The sequence below is a fragment of the Pedobacter sp. AJM genome (assembly GCF_002197755.1).
GTDB lineage: Bacteria > Bacteroidota > Bacteroidia > Sphingobacteriales > Sphingobacteriaceae > Pedobacter.
In genome coordinates this window covers 653,491-671,587 of the sequence record NZ_NHOT01000003.1, presented here as the reverse complement: position 1 = coordinate 671,587, position 18,097 = coordinate 653,491, and the positions used below count along the sequence as shown (strand labels likewise).

At 38.1% G+C, this 18,097-nt stretch carries 15 protein-coding genes; 5 read left to right on the top strand and 10 right to left on the bottom strand.

Annotation, left to right across the window (positions count from 1 at the left end; all coding sequences use genetic code 11):
- Positions 1-4: 4 nt before the first annotated feature.
- From CBW18_RS08675 to CBW18_RS08665, 3 genes are all read left to right on the top strand, one after another.
- Entirely contained in the window at positions 5-676 is a 672-nt protein-coding gene (locus CBW18_RS08675) for a DUF4397 domain-containing protein (RefSeq protein WP_088300899.1), read from the top strand.
- Between the two features lie 58 nt (positions 677-734).
- Positions 735-1,433, top strand: coding sequence for a DUF4397 domain-containing protein (locus tag CBW18_RS08670; protein ID WP_088300898.1), 699 nt, complete (start codon positions 735-737; stop codon positions 1,431-1,433).
- A 72-nt stretch (positions 1,434-1,505) separates the two neighbouring features.
- Positions 1,506-2,192, top strand: coding sequence for a VTT domain-containing protein (locus CBW18_RS08665; RefSeq protein ID WP_088300897.1), 687 nt, complete (start codon positions 1,506-1,508; stop codon positions 2,190-2,192).
- Between the two features lie 60 nt (positions 2,193-2,252).
- Here the strand turns inward: CBW18_RS08665 and CBW18_RS08660 are convergent, their stop codons facing one another.
- The 4 genes from CBW18_RS08660 to hscA form a co-directional block, all read right to left on the bottom strand.
- Positions 2,253-3,209: a zinc dependent phospholipase C family protein gene (locus tag CBW18_RS08660; RefSeq protein WP_088300896.1), complete on the bottom strand. Its 957-nt coding sequence runs from the start codon at positions 3,207-3,209 to the stop codon at positions 2,253-2,255.
- A gap of 37 nt (positions 3,210-3,246) precedes the next feature.
- A complete protein-coding gene (locus tag CBW18_RS08655) occupies positions 3,247-4,368 on the bottom strand; it encodes a suppressor of fused domain protein (RefSeq protein ID WP_088300895.1) in 1,122 nt (373 codons plus the stop codon).
- A gap of 144 nt (positions 4,369-4,512) precedes the next feature.
- Complete coding sequence (locus tag CBW18_RS08650; protein WP_088300894.1) at positions 4,513-5,544, bottom strand: Atu2307/SP_0267 family LLM class monooxygenase; 1,032 nt, start codon at positions 5,542-5,544, stop codon at positions 4,513-4,515.
- Between the two features lie 227 nt (positions 5,545-5,771).
- The gene (hscA, locus tag CBW18_RS08645) at positions 5,772-7,628 is read right to left on the bottom strand and encodes a Fe-S protein assembly chaperone HscA (protein ID WP_088300893.1); all 1,857 of its coding nucleotides are present in this window, start codon (positions 7,626-7,628) and stop codon (positions 5,772-5,774) included.
- Positions 7,629-7,886: 258 nt separating this feature from the next.
- On the opposite strand from hscA, the gene CBW18_RS08640 reads away from it, so the two are divergent.
- Positions 7,887-10,619, top strand: coding sequence for a TonB-dependent receptor domain-containing protein (locus CBW18_RS08640; protein ID WP_088300892.1), 2,733 nt, complete (start codon positions 7,887-7,889; stop codon positions 10,617-10,619).
- Positions 10,620-10,659: 40 nt separating this feature from the next.
- On the opposite strand, the gene CBW18_RS08635 is transcribed toward CBW18_RS08640, so the two are convergent.
- The 3 genes from CBW18_RS08635 to CBW18_RS08625 all read right to left on the bottom strand — a co-directional run bounded on the left by CBW18_RS08635 (position 10,660) and on the right by CBW18_RS08625 (position 15,669).
- Positions 10,660-11,805, bottom strand: a complete 1,146-nt coding sequence (locus CBW18_RS08635) for a PepSY domain-containing protein (RefSeq protein WP_172406478.1) — start codon at positions 11,803-11,805, stop codon at positions 10,660-10,662.
- A gap of 4 nt (positions 11,806-11,809) precedes the next feature.
- Positions 11,810-14,290 carry a TonB-dependent receptor gene (locus CBW18_RS08630; protein ID WP_088300890.1) on the bottom strand — a complete coding sequence of 827 codons (2,481 nt, stop codon included), beginning with the start codon at positions 14,288-14,290 and terminating at the stop codon, positions 11,810-11,812.
- Positions 14,291-14,433: 143 nt separating this feature from the next.
- Positions 14,434-15,669, bottom strand: coding sequence for a glycosyltransferase (locus tag CBW18_RS08625; protein WP_088300889.1), 1,236 nt, complete (start codon positions 15,667-15,669; stop codon positions 14,434-14,436).
- Between the two features lie 149 nt (positions 15,670-15,818).
- Here CBW18_RS08625 and CBW18_RS08620 point away from each other — a divergent pair, with 149 nt between their 5' ends.
- Entirely contained in the window at positions 15,819-16,400 is a 582-nt protein-coding gene (locus CBW18_RS08620; RefSeq protein WP_088300888.1) for a tRNA-(ms[2]io[6]A)-hydroxylase, read from the top strand.
- 74 nt (positions 16,401-16,474) lie between these two features.
- On the opposite strand, the gene CBW18_RS08615 is transcribed toward CBW18_RS08620, so the two are convergent.
- From CBW18_RS08615 to CBW18_RS08605, 3 genes are all read right to left on the bottom strand, one after another.
- On the bottom strand, positions 16,475-17,548 hold the full coding sequence (locus tag CBW18_RS08615) for a DUF3810 domain-containing protein (protein WP_088300887.1): 1,074 nt from the start codon (positions 17,546-17,548) through the stop codon (positions 16,475-16,477).
- Positions 17,549-17,551: 3 nt separating this feature from the next.
- Positions 17,552-17,800, bottom strand: coding sequence for a Txe/YoeB family addiction module toxin (locus tag CBW18_RS08610; protein WP_088300886.1), 249 nt, complete (start codon positions 17,798-17,800; stop codon positions 17,552-17,554).
- Between the two features lie 71 nt (positions 17,801-17,871).
- The gene (locus tag CBW18_RS08605; RefSeq protein ID WP_088300885.1) at positions 17,872-18,069 is read right to left on the bottom strand and encodes a DUF2683 family protein; all 198 of its coding nucleotides are present in this window, start codon (positions 18,067-18,069) and stop codon (positions 17,872-17,874) included.
- Between the last annotated feature and the right edge of the window lie 28 nt (positions 18,070-18,097).

Genomic DNA, 18,097 nt, shown 5'->3' with positions numbered 1-18,097 from the left:
TGCTATGAAACGCCATTCCGCTCTTTTCTTTATTCTTTTCGCATGTTTAATCCTTACTTCTTTATTTTCTTGTAAAAAAGCGGATCCAAATGTCGAGGTGAAAGGCGAATCAAAAGTGAAGTTAGTGAATGCTATTCAGGCCAATGCAGTTCAGGATATCTTTATTGATGACGAAAAGCTTTCTAATTCCGCACTGGCTTTCTCTGAATCAACAGATTATATGAAGCTGGTTTCCGGAAGCAGGGATATTAAATTTATAGGGGATAATCACGTTGAAACAAAAGCTTCTATTAAATATACACCTTCCATTACCTATACTACTTTTTTGATCAGTAACCGTTCAGGAGCAAAAGAAATTGTATCCTATGAAGATAATTTAAGCAATACCGAATCAGGAAAAGCTAAAATTAAACTGATCAGCCTTACGCCTTATTTTACAACAGGAATTAATGTGAGTGTACAGGCAGGAACATTATTCGTAAACGGATTACAATACAAAGAGTCGTCAACCTATTTTTCTGTAGATGCCGATTTAAACCTCAGGTATAATGTTGTAGGCTCCGGAACAGTTAAAACCATTGATAATTCTAATTTTCAGGCAGGTAAGATTTATACCATTTGGTTCAGTGGCAATACCGCTGCCAGCTTAACGGCACATGTGATTACAGATAATTAATTATCAGTTTTAATATGCTTTCTGCTATCTTTACGTTTTAATTGTGTTATACCTGTTTATGAAGAATAAATTATTTCTAATTCCTAAATTACTGTTTTTAACTCTGGGCACTATCTGTATCAGTGCCTGCATTAAAAATGATAATTTCATTAAGGGAGATGCAAAAATCAGGATATTTCAAACTTCGGCTTTGGATACCACGCAAAATTTTTTTCTTAGTGGCCGGCAGCTTGGTTCTGCTACAACTTACGGAACCAATAGCAGTTATATTGTAATTGCAGGAGACTCTTCCTACAAAGTAAGCTCCAGGAACATTACCTCATCTGACGATTTAACCAGTTTGGATAATCAGCGATTTGGAATAGGAAAAAATTATTCTGTATTTTTCACCAGAAAGACGATAACCTCACCACCAAATTTAATGATGTATGAGGATGATGTGAAAATAGATACGGCAACTGCTAAAGTTGTATTTTTAAATCTGGGTTATACCCTTCAGTCTCCGGTTATTGTAACAGATACAGGTGCCAGTTTTAATAAATTCTCCATGAGTTACGGCGATCGGGTTGAAAAGAAAATAAAGGTAAGCAGGTTAACCAAAATTTCATTTGTGCTCACTACACCAACTACCACTAATCCACAGCCAGTAGTTACGGTATTGGATTCTACAACAATAATTAAAGGTAGAGTTTATACGGTGCTGATTGACGGTTCTAAAACAGGAGATCTTCAGAAACGTTTGGTAACCAGTAACTGATTAATCAGATTTATTTAATTAATCGCTCCTAAATCCTTTTCATATTCATACTTTTGTCCAAAATTAGATCAATTGGAATTACTACATCAACTTCTGGATTTTATCCTTCATATCGACGTACATCTCGCACAAATTGTTAATGATTATCAAACCTGGACATATCTGATCCTGTTTCTGATTATTTTTGCAGAAACCGGTTTGGTGGTTTTACCTTTTTTACCTGGTGATTCCCTGCTTTTTGCCATGGGGGCCCTAATTGCCGGTGAGCATGAAACCGGACTCAGCATTTGGTTAATGCTATTTATCCTGATCATTGCAGCCATTCTAGGTAATACGGTAAACTTTAAACTAGGTAGTGTGCTCGGAGCTGGTGTGTTCAAGGAGAATAATAAAATTTTAAAATTAAAATATTACGAACAATCACACGAGTTTTTTGAAAAACACGGCGGAAAGGCCATTATTTTTAGTCGCTTTTTGCCTATTTTCAGAACCATTGCGCCATTTGTGGCCGGAATTGCGAAGATGCCATTCGGCCGGTTTACCTATTTCAATGTTATAGGCGGTGTGGCATGGATCGTCGCGCTACTATTGGGTGGCTTTGTATTGGGCCAGATTCCTGTGATCAAAAATAATTTCGAACTTGTAATTGTATTCATTGGGGTGGTAACTTTTGTTCCGGCGATATGGGCTGCGGTAAAAAGCCGTCTTCAACCAAAAAAAATAGAAGAAATTATAGAAGGTGAGGACGCCAAGAAATAATATAAATACTGATAAAGAATTTAAAGCGGCGGGCATTTGATGTTCGCCGCTTTGTTTTACTCATATTTCTCGTCCGATGATGATGCCTTTTTGATATTTCTGCTCTGTTTCAGATTCTTCCTTTTTTAAGTCTGGTTCGGGCTCAATCTTCACTAGATTTTTAAGTTCCGGCTGTCCGGCATCAACCCAGGCTGAAAACCAAAAATTACCGGTTTCCAATATAGCCAACCGCATTTGTTTTTCCACCATATTATTCATCCGGTCATGATAAGCCTTTGCATAGGCAATAGAATACTGTTTTAAAACCACATTGTTCCGTTCAGAAAAGCTATATTTCTGGTCAGATGGAAAAGATGCGGCCAGCTGTGCTTCAAAAATTAACACGGTATCCACTAAGCGATGGGTATGCTTCACTATTTTCCATGCCTCCTTTAATGGGTTTTCAATGTAACTGGCTTTGCCTACAACAAAATTATATTGCGTTGAAAATAATTCAGGCAAACGGCTTTCCCAAAACGCATGAATTCCTACCTGTTTAGTGAGTTGTCCGTTATGGTTAGCGGTAGTATGGAGCGGTACATGTGCATCTCCGATGTAATGTCCAAGGTCTGCCGAATACTTCAGTATTTTTACAGAATCCATGATTTTAAAAGCATTAACCAGGCTATAGTATGTTCGCTGGATTTGCCAGGGAAGAATACCATTTGCATTTAATGACTTTGATCCGTATCTGGCCAATGCATCATTCCACTTTTCAGGAATGCTATCTATATTTGATGTGTAATTTTCAACATCCAAATAGTGCCGAGGTGGCTCGAGCGTATCCGCATACCTTCGTTTGTCTGGGTCTACGGCATGTTCGGTAATGTACTTGACGTTTTTTTTGTAAAAACCAATCATGCCGGAAGGCAGGGTAAAAACAGCAAGTTGGTTAATTCTTTGATGTGCAAAGAAACCCCAGGATGTACAAATTAGAAAAGGGATGATTAACGCCATTGTTATCGTTAATCTTTTCATATCCTAAGATAAAAAATATATATTATTTGTGCTGATTTTAACTTAAATTAATTTCATCACGGTGAATATTGAAAATTTCTGATCCGATGTTATTTAACTTTTCACTGAAGGGCTCAAATCCATGATCTGTAATATAATTTCTCTCCTTTTCGGTAATGGGTACCATCCATAATATATTCACCTGACTATCACGGTAATTTTCAAGCGGGATATCAGGTAAGTTATTTAAATGTTTCACCAGTACTACTGACGTCATTTTTGTGTGCTCAAAAATATTAAAAGTGATGGTGTGCCCGTTACCAAGCCAGGAAATTCTCTTCCACGGAATGCCCGCCTGACCGCTGATCCAACCGCCAATAAGGTTAAGCTCTGCCTGCGTCAAGCCAGCATTTAAGAGTAAGCCCAATTCTATTCTGTTTACCGCATTAGGGTCTTCGCTATACATTTCAGCCACTGGCATAGGTAGCAACGATAGTCCAACGGTTACAAATACATCCTTAACTTCTCCTTTCTTTAAGAATAAGCCCCTTGGTGGCCATTCGTTTCCATCTATCGCAAAATATTGATCACTTTTACCTAAATGATCTTCATATTGTTGAAGTAACTGAGGCTGAATCATTTGAAATGGATTAATTTCCTGATCCCACAATTGCCAGTAATCTTTCGCTTTTTTAACCCTTTCTAATAAGATATTAGAAGATTTGAGTTCCCAGCAATATTCTCCTTCACCAACACAGTCTCTGGCATAGCCTGAAAAACCATTCATACCAGCCCAGGATGGGATAAGGGCAATAACTTCTCCCTTTTCTATTAAAGCAGCACCATCACCTTCCTCAAGCCAAACAATTTCCAAATCATCTGCTTGCAAAGGTGTTTGTCCTTCTGGAAACCTGCAGTATGCTTTGGTTAACATTGGCGGAATTCCTTCTTCCATTTGTTTCAAATCTGCATTTAAGGGGGCTTCATCCAGGTTTCTGATCCAGCAGGCTTTAACTCCAAAATCGGAATCTTCATCACCCCACAAATAAAAATAAGCAACTTGATTATCCTGCTCCACAATAGCGGTAATCGGACAAGCCGGACTTCTCAATTCCATGAGTACTTCTGGTTCTTCCCTTTCAGGAGCATCTGAACCAAATAATTTTTTTAAAAAACTCATCTGATCATCTTAATTTTAAAAGTTTAAAAACAATTTATAGATATAATAATCCATTCAGTTTAGAATTAAAGCCAAACCTTAAGCAATATGCATAACTGTTCTGTTTCAAGTTTTATGCCAATTCCCAAGATTATCTGACCTCATTTATGGCTGCAGGGCTTTTCTAATGGCAGGCGCAATCTGATTTCCGAAGAGCTCTATTGATTTCATCATGGCCGCATGAGATGGCCCGCCAACATCCATATGCGCTGAAAAACGGGTTAAGCCAAATGTGGCTTCCATGGCTAAAATTTTATCAACGGATTCATTGACATCACCAATAATTAAAGCACCCTCGGGGCTCCGGCCGGCTTCAAACTGGTTTCTCTGAAAAGGTGCCCAGCCACGTGATTTTCCAATTCTATTCATTTGAGCTGAATACAAGGGGAAGTAATAATCTGAAATGTCCCGGCTGTTCGCTCCAAACAGGGAATGCATGTGTACGCCCACTTCAAATTTAGCCATATCATGACCATGGGCCTGATAAACTTTTTTATAGTAATCAAAAAGGGGTTTAAATTGATTTGGCTGACCACCGATAATTGCAAACATGACAGGTAAGCCTAATCTGCCTGCCCGTTCAACAGATTGTGGCGTACCACCTACGGCAACCCAAATCTTGAGGTTATTATTTACCGCACGTGGCAAAACTTCCTGATTCACCAAACCGGCCCTGAATTTGCCCTTCCAGTTAACTTTGGATTCACGGTTTATTTTTAAAAGCAATTCGAGTTTTTCTTCGTAAAGCTCATCGTAATCCTGAAGGTCATAGCCAAACAAAGGAAATGATTCGATGAAACTTCCGCGACCGGCCATAAGCTCGGCACGGCCGTTTGAGATTAAGTCTATAGTTGCGAAATTCTGGTATAACTTTACGGGATCTGAGGAGCTTAAAACGGAAACTGCACTGCTTAGTTTAATTTTTTTAGTAACTGTTGCTGCCGCGGCTAAAATAATCTCCGGACTGGAAACTGCATAATCAGGGCGATGGTGCTCACCAATACCATAAAAATCAAGACCAACCTGGTCCATCAATTTAATTTCTTCTATAATTTCCTGAAGCCTTTGTTGTGCGGGTTGAATATCTCCTTTTGCATTAATTTGCAAATCGCCGAACATGCCAATACCTAATTCCATAATGCTAAAATTTATTTAACAAAGATAGGGGATTAAGGTTTAGCGGTTTTTGATGTATGGTAAGAAAGCGGGAATTACCATATAAGAAAATACTCACAGGATAATCGCCCTTCATTTTCTTATATGGCAAATGCTTAATAAGAAATTTGGAATCTCATTCAGAACGATACCTTATGCCTTAAATTTACACATTGACTCTGAACTAACGACGTTGAACTCGGGACTTACTACTCAATCTTCTTCCCCTTCATCGCCGTAGAAACCGCCGCATCCATTACACGTTCTGCAAATGGGCGGGTAAATTCATTCAGTTCATCTGCTTTCTTCAAAATGGTATCTTTTTCTTGTGAGGCTAAAGCTGTTTTTAACGCTTCGATATGTGCCACAGTTTCTGCAATTTCGGTCTCGCTTAAATGTTCTGCATGTTTTTTGATAAAACCTTCGGCCGTGTAAACCAATTGCTCACCTTCACTTCTTGCTTCGATCAGCATCCGTTGCTCAACGTCACTTTTGGCGTGGGTGATGCTATCAATCAGCATTTTTTCTACAGTGTCATCACTTAAACCATAGCTTGGTGTAATTTCGATTTCCTGTTTCACGCCAGAACGCAGTTCAATTGCCTGAACAGTTAAAATGCCATCGGCGTTCAATAAAAAGTTAATATCAACTTTAGGTAATCCGGCAGGCATAGCCGGAATGCCTCTTAATTCAAATTCAGCCAGTTTACGATTTTCTTTTACCAGATCGCGTTCACCCTGATAAACAGAAATTTTCATATTTACCTGCCCATCAATGGATGTCGTATACTGGCGACCTGCTTTAGTCGGCACCTTACTGTTGCGGGCAATAATCACATCCATTAATCCACCCATGGTTTCGATGCCCAAAGAAAGAGGGGTTACATCTAACAATAAGATATCAGAACGGTTGCCGGCCAATACATCTGCCTGAATGGCTGCACCCAATGCCACCACTTCATCCGGATTAATATTATCTTGAGGTGTTTTGCCAAAGAAATTTTCTACCTGTTGTTTAACAAATGGGGTACGGGTGGAGCCACCAACTAAAATCACCTCATCAATATCATCAGCCTTAAGTTCAGCATCCTTTAAAGCATTTTTACAAGCGCTAATGGTTTCTTCAACCTTCGGCGCAATGAGCTGTTCAAAAGTTTGCTGATCTAATGTACACCAGATTTCGCCAACTTTTTCATTGTATAAATTTTGCGAAGACAATGCTTTTTTTGCTGCTTCAGCTTGTAAACGCAAGGTTTGCATCAGGATATTATCTTCAGCCAATACCTTAATGTCTAAATTATTTTTTTCTATCCAATGGTTTAAAATGGCATTATCAAAATCATCACCACCTAAATAAGTATTTCCATTTGTAGCAAGTACTTCAAAAATTCCATTCTGAATTTGAAGAATAGAAACATCAAATGTTCCACCACCTAAATCATAAACGGCAATGGTTTTTTGTTGCGTAGGATCTAAACCAATTCCATAAGCTAAACTAGCAGCGGTAGGTTCATTTACAATGCGCATTACGTCTAAACCGGCGAGTTTACCTGCATCGCGTGTGGCCTGGCGCTGACTATCATTAAAATAGGCTGGAACAGTAATTACAGCCCGGTTAACAGGTGTCTTTAAAGCATGTTCTGCCCTGGCTTTCAGTTCTTTTAAAATTTCTGCAGATAGTTCAATAGGGGTATAAAAACGATCACCTGCCTGAATTTTTACCAGGGCATCGCTATCATCATCAATAATTTTATAAGAGAAAATAGCAGCATGTTCAGCAACATCCTTATAGGAGCGGCCTAATAATCTTTTAACTGAAAATATAGTGTTGGCCGGATCAGTAGTTAAATATTCCTTAGCTTCATTCCCCACAATAGCTTCATTCTGGCTGTTAAAATAAACCACAGATGGCACCAATAATCCCTTTCCGGCATCGTTAATCACCTGCGGATTTTTATCTGGATTAATAAAAGCGACTAAACTATTGGTTGTGCCTAAATCGATTCCGACTATGATTTCTTCCTTTTGAAATGAACCTGTAGCAAGGTTGATTGATATTTTTGCCATAGCAACAAAAATATGCTTTTTAAATAAAGGTTATGTCATTCATTTGTTAGCAAGAATGCATAAGTTTTAGTCTTTTTATTTGAATGATTTTTATTCAATTTCTACAGAAAATCTATAAATCTGTTGTATTAAATATACGTTTTGGGTTTAATTGAAGTTAATTCGTTTGTTTGTGGTTTTTATTTTGTTTTATTAATTTATTTTTTAACAAAATGAATGGTTTTTTAATTTATATTGCTTGTATCTAGCAAAATAAATATGAAAAAACGATTACTTTATGTGTTAATGGTGGCTTTTGTGCTTCCGATTACTGCCTTAGCCCAGAATTTGGTTAAGGGAAAGGTTTTAACTACGAAAGGAGAAGGAATTATTGCCGCTTCTGTTAAAGAAAAGGGGACTGGTAAGGGTGCGGTTACGGATCAAAATGGAGACTTTCAGATTTCAGTTTCCAATCAGGCTATTTTAGTGATTAGTGCAATTGGTTATGAAACCAAAGAAGTGACTGCCGCTATGGCTTCATCAATTACGCTGTCTGAAGGTTCACAAAATCTTGGTGATTTTGTGGTGGTTGGAACACGTGGAAAAGGTCGCTCATCCATGTTAACACCAGTTCCTGTTGATGTGATTAAAATTAACCAGGTAAATATGCCTACTGCAAAAATGGATTTAACCTCTATTTTAAATGCGGCTTCTCCATCTTTTAATTTTAATAAACAAAGTGGGTCAGATGGTGCCGATCAGATAGATTTGGCTACGCTTAGAGGTTTGGGGCCAGATCAGACATTGGTTTTAGTGAATGGTAAACGCCGTCACCAAACGGCCTTTGTTGCCGTATTCGGAACCCGTGGAAGGGGAAATTCAGGAACGGATTTAAATGCCATTCCCGAATCTTCAATAGATCGGGTGGAGATTTTAAGAGACGGGGCCTCAGCCCAATACGGCTCTGATGCCATTGCGGGCGTAATCAACCTGATCTTAAAAAAGGATGTTGGTGTTTTAAGTGTCAATACCGGCTACTCGGGCTATTATGATCCGAGAAATAATACTTATTATGCTAAAGAGCTGGGTCAGTATCGCCATGGTGGCGCAATAGATGGCAATGCTTTTTCATTAGGCACTAATTATGGTCTGGCATTGGGGAAAAATAATGGTTTTATCAATTTCTCCGGTAACTTTTTTGCCAATGGAAAGACATTCAGGCAAAACCTGAATACAGATTTAAGTACCAAAGATGGTTTGCCTATTAATACGGTGAGGAGATCTACAGGAGATGGGTCAGTAACCTCCGGTGGTTTAATGTACAATATGGAATTGCCGATTGCACACACTAAAACAACTATTTACTCTTTTGGAGGTGGTAATATAAAGGCCTCTGATGCCTATGCTTACACCCGAAATTTATCAGACAGGCCGGAGCGTTTTCCTGATGGAGTTGCCGGAAACCCTATTTTACAAACTACAATAGACGGAGAAACTTATTTTGATCCGATCATTCAGACTAAAATTCAGGATCTTTCTTTTGCGGCGGGAGTAAAAGGCATTTGGGGTAACGATTGGAACTGGGATTTAAGCAACACATTGGGACGTAATAATTTCCATTTTTATGGTGATCAGACTTTCAATGCTTCTTTGGGTGCCGGAAAAACGCATTTTGACGATGGCGGTTTCTCATTTTTGCAGAACACGGTTAACTTCAATTTAAGTAAAGCAATACCTGATGTTGCATCAGGATTAAATTTAGCATTTGGCCTGGAACATCGATATGAAAATTATCAGATTTATGCTGGTGAAAAAGACTCCTATGCCAACTATAACCCTGATAAAGCTACCGGGGCACAAGGTTTCCCTGGTTATCAGCCAGGTGATGAAGTGAATGCCAGCCGATCAAACGTGGCGGCTTATGTTGATGCTGAATTAGATGCAACTGATAAATGGCTGATTGGTGTTGCGGTGAGAGCCGAAAACTATAACGATTTTGGTTTCACCAGCAATTACAAATTCGCTACCCGTTACAAGCTAACGAATAATTTTAATATTCGGGGATCATTAAGTACGGGTTTCCGGGCACCATCGCTACAGCAAATCAATTTTAGCAATACCTTTACCAATGTACAGGGAGGTAATGTTTTCGAGGTTAAAATTGCACCAAACTATAGTCCAATTACCAAAGCTGCAGGAATTCCTGATTTAAAACAGGAAAAATCTATGAATGCCAGTTTAGGATTTTCATGGAAGCCTATACCGGAGATTAACGTTACCTTAGATGGTTATCGCATCAATATTAAAGATAGGGTAGTTTTGTCAGGTCAGTTTGATGAAAGTATTCCGGCGTTGAAGCCGATATTAAATCAATTGAATGTATCACAGGCACAGTTCTTTGCAAATGCGGTTAACACCACAAATTATGGTTTGGATTTAGTGGTAGATTATAACAAACGATTCGATAATAAGAGCATCAGGGTTTTATTTACCGGAAACTTAAATCACCTAAATATTGATAAAATCAATATTCCAAATGCACTAAGTGGTTCTTATGAAAATCAACAGGCATTTTTTAGCGATCGTGAACAGGCTTACATTAAAGCGTCTGCACCTCCTGTAAAACTAGGCTTAAACTTAGATTATGGTTTTGGCAATTGGATGGTGGGAACACGCTTTTTGTACTATGGTAAAATTTCGATTTTGGGTTATGGCTATGAAAATACTTACCCACCCTTGGTTGCGCTGGATAACGATCCGGCCACAACCGTATTGGAGCAATTCAATTATTCTGGTAAAATGGTTACTGATCTTTATGGTTCTTATAAAGTATCAAAAAGGATGACCGTGTTTTTTGGTGTAGATAATGTATTCAATATTCACCCGGATTATGGCTATGTTCAAGGTGCTAAACTCTCGGCTTATGATGGCGAGACAGGCGGTGCATGGGATGCTGTTCAAATGGGCTTTAATGGTCGCAGGCTCTTTACCAAATTGGCTTTTAACTTTTAAAATTAGCTGAATATCAATGTTAAAGAGGCTTTTGATCAGATCAGAAGCCTCTTTTTTTCTTTTTCCCCCACCAGATTAAAAATCCGGTAGTGGGCAAGGTTGCAATAATTAAGGCAGCCAGAAATGCCAGTATCTTAGTAGGCCAGCCCAATAAGCCACCATCATGGATATCGAGATTGGAATTGCGCCATTTTAAACCCAACGGCTTATGCTGATGTAACATTTGATCCGTAAGTAAACCCGTATTTGGATTGAAGTAGAAATAACTTAATCCCCGCCAGGCATCTCCTGAATGAATGATCTGAACGGTAGCCATCATGCTTGCCTTTTTTTCTTCAGGATAATTTAGCAGGATCGCTTCGTAATTCCCTTTATTCAACCTGATCAGGGTATTTAAGGCCAGGTTACTGGCTAATCTGGTTTTATGTTCAGCCGGAAATTGTACGTATTCTCTTAATAAATTTGGCTTTTTAGGTGTGCCCAATGACTTATAAATGCCCAGTTCCCACCATTTAAACGACCACACCAGGCCAGTGATAACTATTACCAGTGCAAATGGAATCACATAAAAACCAAACGTACTGTGCAAATCCCAGTTAAGTCGTTTAAACCTTGCATTCCACTTTACTGTTAAGCGTTGCCTGATGTTTTTTAACTTTTTGGGAAGCCAGATGATAAAGCCTGTAATAATGATCACCAGAAACAGGAGTACTGAAGAGCCTACGATAAGACTTCCAATAGGCTTCTTAAATAGCAAATATTGATGAATCAGTCTGACAATACTGAAAAATTCATGTTTAAGATCAATAACCCCGAGAACCTTACCGCTAAACTGATCGATATACACCTCTTTACTATATGCTACCTGACCAAGATAAAAAATTGATTTAGTCTTTTTATTGACTTTAGAAGCTGAAAATATATAAGCGTACCGATCTGATTTTACTTCCACACGATTAAATTTTTCGTCAGCAGGAAGTGCCTTCTGTGCCTTGTCTTCTAAGATGTACAAAGGCAATGGTTTGCCCGCTGCCTTTGTATAAACAATATCCTGATGGAAAAAATTAAACAACTCCTCTTCAAAAACGTATATACAGCCGGTAATGGCTACAATGGTAATGACAACACCACTAATCAGTCCAAGCCAGAGGTGTATTAAAGCAGCTGTTTTTTTAAATTTTTTCAAGATTTTAATTGAATGTGTAACCCAAAGTAAATAAATAATTTGAAGGTGTACCCGGGAAAAGTCTTAGGTAATCGTACCCGCCAACCCAATGCACTTTATTCGTAATATTATTCATGTTAAACTGTACTTGTACCTTACCAACGTTATAATAAAGTGCAGCATTGAATAAAGTATAGCTTGGAATGGTTTGATTAAAATTCAAAGATAAGATTCTGGAATCTACATAATTTGAACCAGCACCAATGCCAAGTCCTTTCAAGATACCATCACTAAAGTTATATTTTGCCCAGATGTTGGCGGTATGATGAGGTGCATTTGGTTTCTGTATACCAACTTCTGATGCAACAGGACTATCCGTAATCATGGCCTGATTATAAGAATATGATGCTAATATGCTCAATTGAGGAATAATGCGCCCAATAATGTCGAATTCAATGCCTCTTGAACGTTCTTCGCCTACCGCACGCAAAAGATCTGGTTGGCCGGAAACATTTGCAGGATAAAGCACATTGGTTTGTTTAATCTGGTAAATGGCAGCAGAAGCTGTTAAGCGATCATCCAGCCAACTCGTTTTTGCACCAAATTCAATCATATTGCTTTTTAAAGGATCAAATGGTCCGCCGGCATTTGGGTTGGAAATGGCCGAAGCTGTTTGTGGCGTATAACCCATTACATAAGTTCCGTAAAGGTTAATGTTTGGTGTAGCTGAGTACACTAAACCAAATCTTGGTAGTAATGCTTTAGAATGTGCTTTTGCTTCAGTTGGTTTAAGGTAATTGGCAAAATCGGTATAATATTCGTAGCGAAGTCCAAGCAAGGCCTGCAGTTTTCCAAATTTGATATTGTCCTGTACGTAACCAGCATGTAGAAAATAATAGGTTGGATCATAGGCGGCCTGGGTAAAAAAGTTTTTGCTATCGTCTTGCATACGCTGAGACCCCATTACATCATTCAGGTTGAACGATGGTACATTCGGTACCAGCAAATTATTTACCACAAGGAAGCGCTTGATATAGTTGGTAGGATCCTTATCATAATCTGATTTTACAAAGCTGATTGCGCCGGTATTGGCTGCATTGCGATAGTTATTAGCCGTCAGTTGGGAAGCGCCAACCGGAAGTTTTTCGCTGGCAAAATCATATCCGGCTACAATGGTTTGCTCAATTTTTCCCGTTTTTATTTTATAATTAATAAAGCCGGAGAAGTTATCAATATACCTTTTACGGATACGGTTAAAAATTTGCATGGCGATTAGATTATCCACAGGTTTTCCGGTAGCATCTAAGGCATAGGCGTTGGCACTTCTATGTTCATACAAATCTTCGCTGTATCCTGTCTTCATGTAAGAAGCTGTAAAATTCAGGTTATCATTAAAACGGTGATTTAAGGAAAGCGCAACATTATAAGTTTTCTCATTCAGCCGGTCGTTCCCTGTATTTAGTGAAGTTGATTGCGGCGTGGAATACAGGTTTCCATTCCCAAAAACAGATTGTCCACGATCTAAACGGCTTTTGGAATCATTGTACACCAGGTCGAAATTTAAACTGGTGTTTTTCGAAGGTAAAAACGTAAGTGATGGTGCAATAACCACATTTTTATCAAATTGTAAATCGCGGAATGAATTTGCATCCTCGTAACCAAAGTTCACGCGGTATAGCAAAGTACTATCTTTATTTGCTGGTCCGGTTACATCGGCAAGGGCACGGAAAGTATTGTAACTTCCCATAGAAAGGCTCAGTGATTTACGCGTTTCTGCCAAAGGTTTTTTGGTTACGCGGTTAATTACACCACCCGGACTCGCATTGCCATAAAGTGCTGAAGAGGGTCCTTTTAATACCTCAACACGCTCCAGGTAATTGGCCAGGGGCTGTTTCCAGAAACCGGTGCTGGTACGCATGCCATTAATTAACTGGGTATTGCTACCACCATTAATTCTGAAACCACGGATCGTGATGTCATCATAAAAAGTGAACTGATTTACGCCGCTGAAGTTTTTGACCACTTCACCAACCCGTACAGCACCCTGATCTGCAATCAATTCCTTACTGGCATAAGAAACCGATTGTGGCAAATCTTTCAACAGGATTTCTGATTTGCTACCAATGAAAGTAGCTGTATTTTTGTAGGTTTTCTCTTTTCTCCCGGTAATCTCAACTTGCTGTAAATCTGATTTTGTTGGAGATAAGCTCACATTCAAAGTGATTTTATCACGATTCATGTTAATATTTCTGCTGGTGGTGATATAGCCGACATAGCTGAATTTAATTGTTAATGTGGTTTTGCTCACAGATAAATTGAAATTTCCCTGTTGATCGGTAGTTGTTTTTTCGTTTCCATGATCAGCATATACATTAACGCCAGGGATCACTTCACCGGATTCATTGGTTACTTTACCATTGATGGTTACCAATTCCTGGGCCGGGGCAAGGGCATAAATACCCGTAAAAACAATTAAAAATAACAGTTTCTTATAAAGATTAGACATTGAAATTTGTTTGGATTTTATTTAGACTTATTTTAAATAATGCGCAAATCTAATATATTTCTGAAATGTTACAAAAGGAAAATAAATAATCGGAGTTTTAGGTGAGTTGGGAAGAATGATGTGAGGTAAGATGGAGAAATAGACTATTTCTTGTTTTTTTCTTCAATCCAAAGTGACATGTATCTTGTACTTTGTGTGGTATGGTGGTTTAAAATCTGACCGAAGAAGTTATTTTGCCGGTGTGTAGTTAAACCTGAAAATAGTCTCTCAACTTCTTGTATGAATGGGTCAGCAAAATGTTTTGCCGAATATCTTTGGTTAATGATCTGGATACCGTTCTGCTGCGCGACTTGCCAGGAATTTTTATCCTGATAAAGTTTTACGGCTTCCTCTATAAAAAGTTCCAGATCATTTTCAATGCTACCATTCCAATCTAAATCACCTTTCATGGCTTCTGCGCCTACAGATGTAGTTATAGACGGCGTGCCAACCTGCATGGCATCAATAAATTTACCTTTTGCACCTGCGCCAAATTGAATAGGGGCAAGTAATATTCGATGTTTAGCAATGGTTTCCTTCGCATTTGCAGCTCTTCCTTTAATTAAGAATTTTTCGTTTTTATTATCCAGTTGCAGCACTTTTTGCGAGGCATAAGATCCGAATATATTCAAATTTGTGTTTGGGAGCCTTTTTCTGAGCAGAGGCCAGATCCTGGTTTTTAAAACCTGAACAGTATTCCAGTTGGGCTCATGAAGGAAATTGCCAATGAAAACAAAATCTGCTCGGTCTTCAAAGGGAATCCATTTTTCGATCACTTGCTGATTGATTTCTTCTTCCAGAAATGATAAATAATAAATCAGTGAAGGATCAACTTTGAATTGATTTTTCAGGATATCCATCTCCACTTCTGAAATGATTAAAGATAAATCGCAACGTAAAATTGAAGCCATTTCGCGCTTTGCAGTATCAGAAAACAAATTGATTTCGGTTTGCTTTTTATCGCTTTGCTGGCGGGCACTTCGCAGGAAATGTAAATCTTCCGTATCTAAAATCCTCAATGCATCAGGGCATTCCTGTTGAACCCTCCAGCCATATTGTTCTTCTACCATGAAACGGTCGAACATGACAATTTCAGGACTTAGTGTTTTTAAAAATGAATTAAAGCTTTCATCATTCAGCCTTATTTGCTGCTCAATAACAGGAGTTTGTGTGAAATCATAACTGAAATCACTTTTTGATGCTGCAGAGGCAAAAGTGATTTCGTAATTTTTGTTCAAAAATAAATCGACCAGTTGAATCATCCGTGTTCCCGCTGCCGAAGAGGTTGGTTCGGGCCAGACTAATCCAATAATCAATAATTTTTTTACGCTTCTACTCATTTCTACAAAATAAGCTCTTTTTTTTTGCTCCTGCAGATAAATGTGATTTTCTCAGATTAAAATCTGGATCTGCGATTATCGATTAAACCTGCGGGATATATAAACGTATCTTAAATATTCTTAATTTTGCGGCTCAATTACATCACCACATGTTAGGATTAAAATTGTTGACAGACCCACGCTGGGCAAATATCGCGGAATCTAATTTAGAAGAAATTTTATCTGACCATGCCTGGTGCGAACAAAAAGCAGCATCCAATGCGATTACATTAATTACTCAAAATTCAGAACACCAGGATCTGGTTGATGAATTAACGGCCATTGCCATTGAAGAGATGCAGCATTTCCAAATGGTAATTGAGATTATTAAACAGCGTGGTTATACCTTAAGCCGTGAACGTAAGGATGATTATGTTGGACGTTTGGTAAAATTCAGTAAAAAGGATGGTAGCCGTAATCAGGCTTTTATCGACAGGCTTTTGTTTGCAGCGATGATTGAGGCCAGAAGTTGTGAACGTTTTCGCGTACTTTCATTAAATATTAAGGACGCAGAACTGGCTAAATTCTACCATGAGCTAATGGTTTCAGAGGCGGGGCATTATACTACATTCTTAAATTTTGCCCGTAAATACAGTACGGATGTCGATGTAGATAAACGCTGGAAGGAATGGCTGGATTTTGAAGGCGAATTGATTCAAAGTTTTGGAACGAAAGAGGCGATACATGGGTAAAAGTTGTAGGGTAAAAGTTGTAGGTGGTAAGTTGGATACCTTTCCATCCATGCAGGTTATATGCGCCTAGGCTTTCAATTCTTAACTTTCAACTCATTTTTATGTATATTCCATAGCCAAATCACAATATCCTGGTAACTGTCGATTCCTTTTTTCTGGTTGTTGAGTTTCAGAAAGCGGTCAAAAGCAGCATCCATATAGGCGAACATTTCGCCATTATATTTACGCCAGAATTCTTTTTCAGTTTTAAAATCAGCTAAAACTAAGGGTGATAATGTATCATGGAGCCGCTTGTAATCTTCAGGTGATTTCATTCTGATTTCGAATAAGATATACCTGAGCATTTCATAGTTCGCTGAATATTGATAATTCACATCAGGACTATTGCTGGCTGTTAAATAACCTAAAAGGTTTGCTTCATCTTCATAAGCAATGCCTAGCTGATGTGCAATCTCGTGACAGGAAACATAAGGTTTAACAAAGTCAGGTAGGTTCATGTTCATATTGGCTTCGCCAGAAAGCGGTGCGTAATAGCCTTCAATACCAGCTTTACTCAACATCCATGGAATTAAAACTGATTTTAAGCAGGGGCTTTGGTATGCAAATAATGGATTTTTTTTCTCCATCAGATCGTAAGCTTTTGCGGAATTAGTTTCTAAATCAGTTATAGCGTAGGCAACGTTCTTGTTTTGCTCTACTTTTAAAGCATTCGTTTTTTTTATGAAATATTCTCCAAGCGAAACAAGCTCCTTAACATTATACTTTTCATTTCCTATCCCTAACTCGTCACTTACGCTCGGTCTGCTATAATTTAATCCCCAAACCAGTTTGAAAACAATGTAAAGAATTAAAAAAAAGTTTAAAATCTGTAAGGGGACAAGAGTTCTATCCTGCTTTTTTAGTGATTTACGTCTTTTGTAAAATCTAACAATTTTATAAAGTACAAAGCCAATTAATAAGGCATAAATGATATCGCTAACGGCGAAAGGAAAAATAGATGATATAAACCTTAGTGCTGAAGAAATGTAAGGATAAAAACCTGTTGAATAATATTTTTGGACCAGGGTAGGGAAGAAGCCAAAGAAAAAAATTAAGAAAGCAAGGCCAAGTAAAACAATTAATTTGATTAGTATTAGGCGCGCTATCATTATTTATTTATAATGACCTCTTAATGAATGGATGTGTAAAGCATCGTTTAATATTTGATAGATGATTCTGTGCTCTCCATCTATTCTTCTAGACCATAGACTGGATAAATCATATTTTAAAGGTTCTGGTTTGCCGATGCCTGTGTATGGATGTTTCAAAATATCTACAATCAACTGTTCAATTTTCTTCTGAACGGTTTTATTTCCTGATTTCTTCCAAAATTTGATGTCAGCTAATGCTTCATTATAAATATATGATTTCCATAGTATTGAAAGCGTAATGGATTTTTAAATCACGGCTTATACATAATGTAACAAATAACTCATTTCCATAAATCTTCTACAGCAATTTTGACCCCTTTTCCTTCTTTCATTTGCTCCTGACTTCTTTTTATTTTAGCAACAAAATCAGGCTTGTATGGGCTTTTTTCTGTAGTAAACTCAATTTTTAAAGCTTTTACAAATGCCTTTAAAGCTGAGAGTTGCTCTTTGTCTTTTGGATGTATGATTAGTGTTTCCATATTATAATCATTGTGGTAGACAAATATA

Coding starts and splice junctions, on each gene's coding strand:
- CBW18_RS08675 (WP_088300899.1), top strand. CDS start 5: ATGAAACGCCATTCCGCTCTTTTCTTTATTCTTTTCGCATGTTTAATC.
- CBW18_RS08670 (WP_088300898.1), top strand. CDS start 735: ATGAAGAATAAATTATTTCTAATTCCTAAATTACTGTTTTTAACTCTG.
- CBW18_RS08660 (WP_088300896.1), bottom strand. CDS start 3,209: ATGAAAAGATTAACGATAACAATGGCGTTAATCATCCCTTTTCTAATT.
- CBW18_RS08655 (WP_088300895.1), bottom strand. CDS start 4,368: ATGAGTTTTTTAAAAAAATTATTTGGTTCAGATGCTCCTGAAAGGGAA.
- CBW18_RS08650 (WP_088300894.1), bottom strand. CDS start 5,544: ATGGAATTAGGTATTGGCATGTTCGGCGATTTGCAAATTAATGCAAAA.
- hscA (WP_088300893.1), bottom strand. CDS start 7,628: ATGGCAAAAATATCAATCAACCTTGCTACAGGTTCATTTCAAAAGGAA.
- CBW18_RS08640 (WP_088300892.1), top strand. CDS start 7,887: ATGAAAAAACGATTACTTTATGTGTTAATGGTGGCTTTTGTGCTTCCG.
- CBW18_RS08630 (WP_088300890.1), bottom strand. CDS start 14,290: ATGTCTAATCTTTATAAGAAACTGTTATTTTTAATTGTTTTTACGGGT.
- CBW18_RS08625 (WP_088300889.1), bottom strand. CDS start 15,669: ATGAGTAGAAGCGTAAAAAAATTATTGATTATTGGATTAGTCTGGCCC.
- CBW18_RS08620 (WP_088300888.1), top strand. CDS start 15,819: ATGTTAGGATTAAAATTGTTGACAGACCCACGCTGGGCAAATATCGCG.
- CBW18_RS08615 (WP_088300887.1), bottom strand. CDS start 17,548: ATGATAGCGCGCCTAATACTAATCAAATTAATTGTTTTACTTGGCCTT.
- CBW18_RS08605 (WP_088300885.1), bottom strand. CDS start 18,069: ATGGAAACACTAATCATACATCCAAAAGACAAAGAGCAACTCTCAGCT.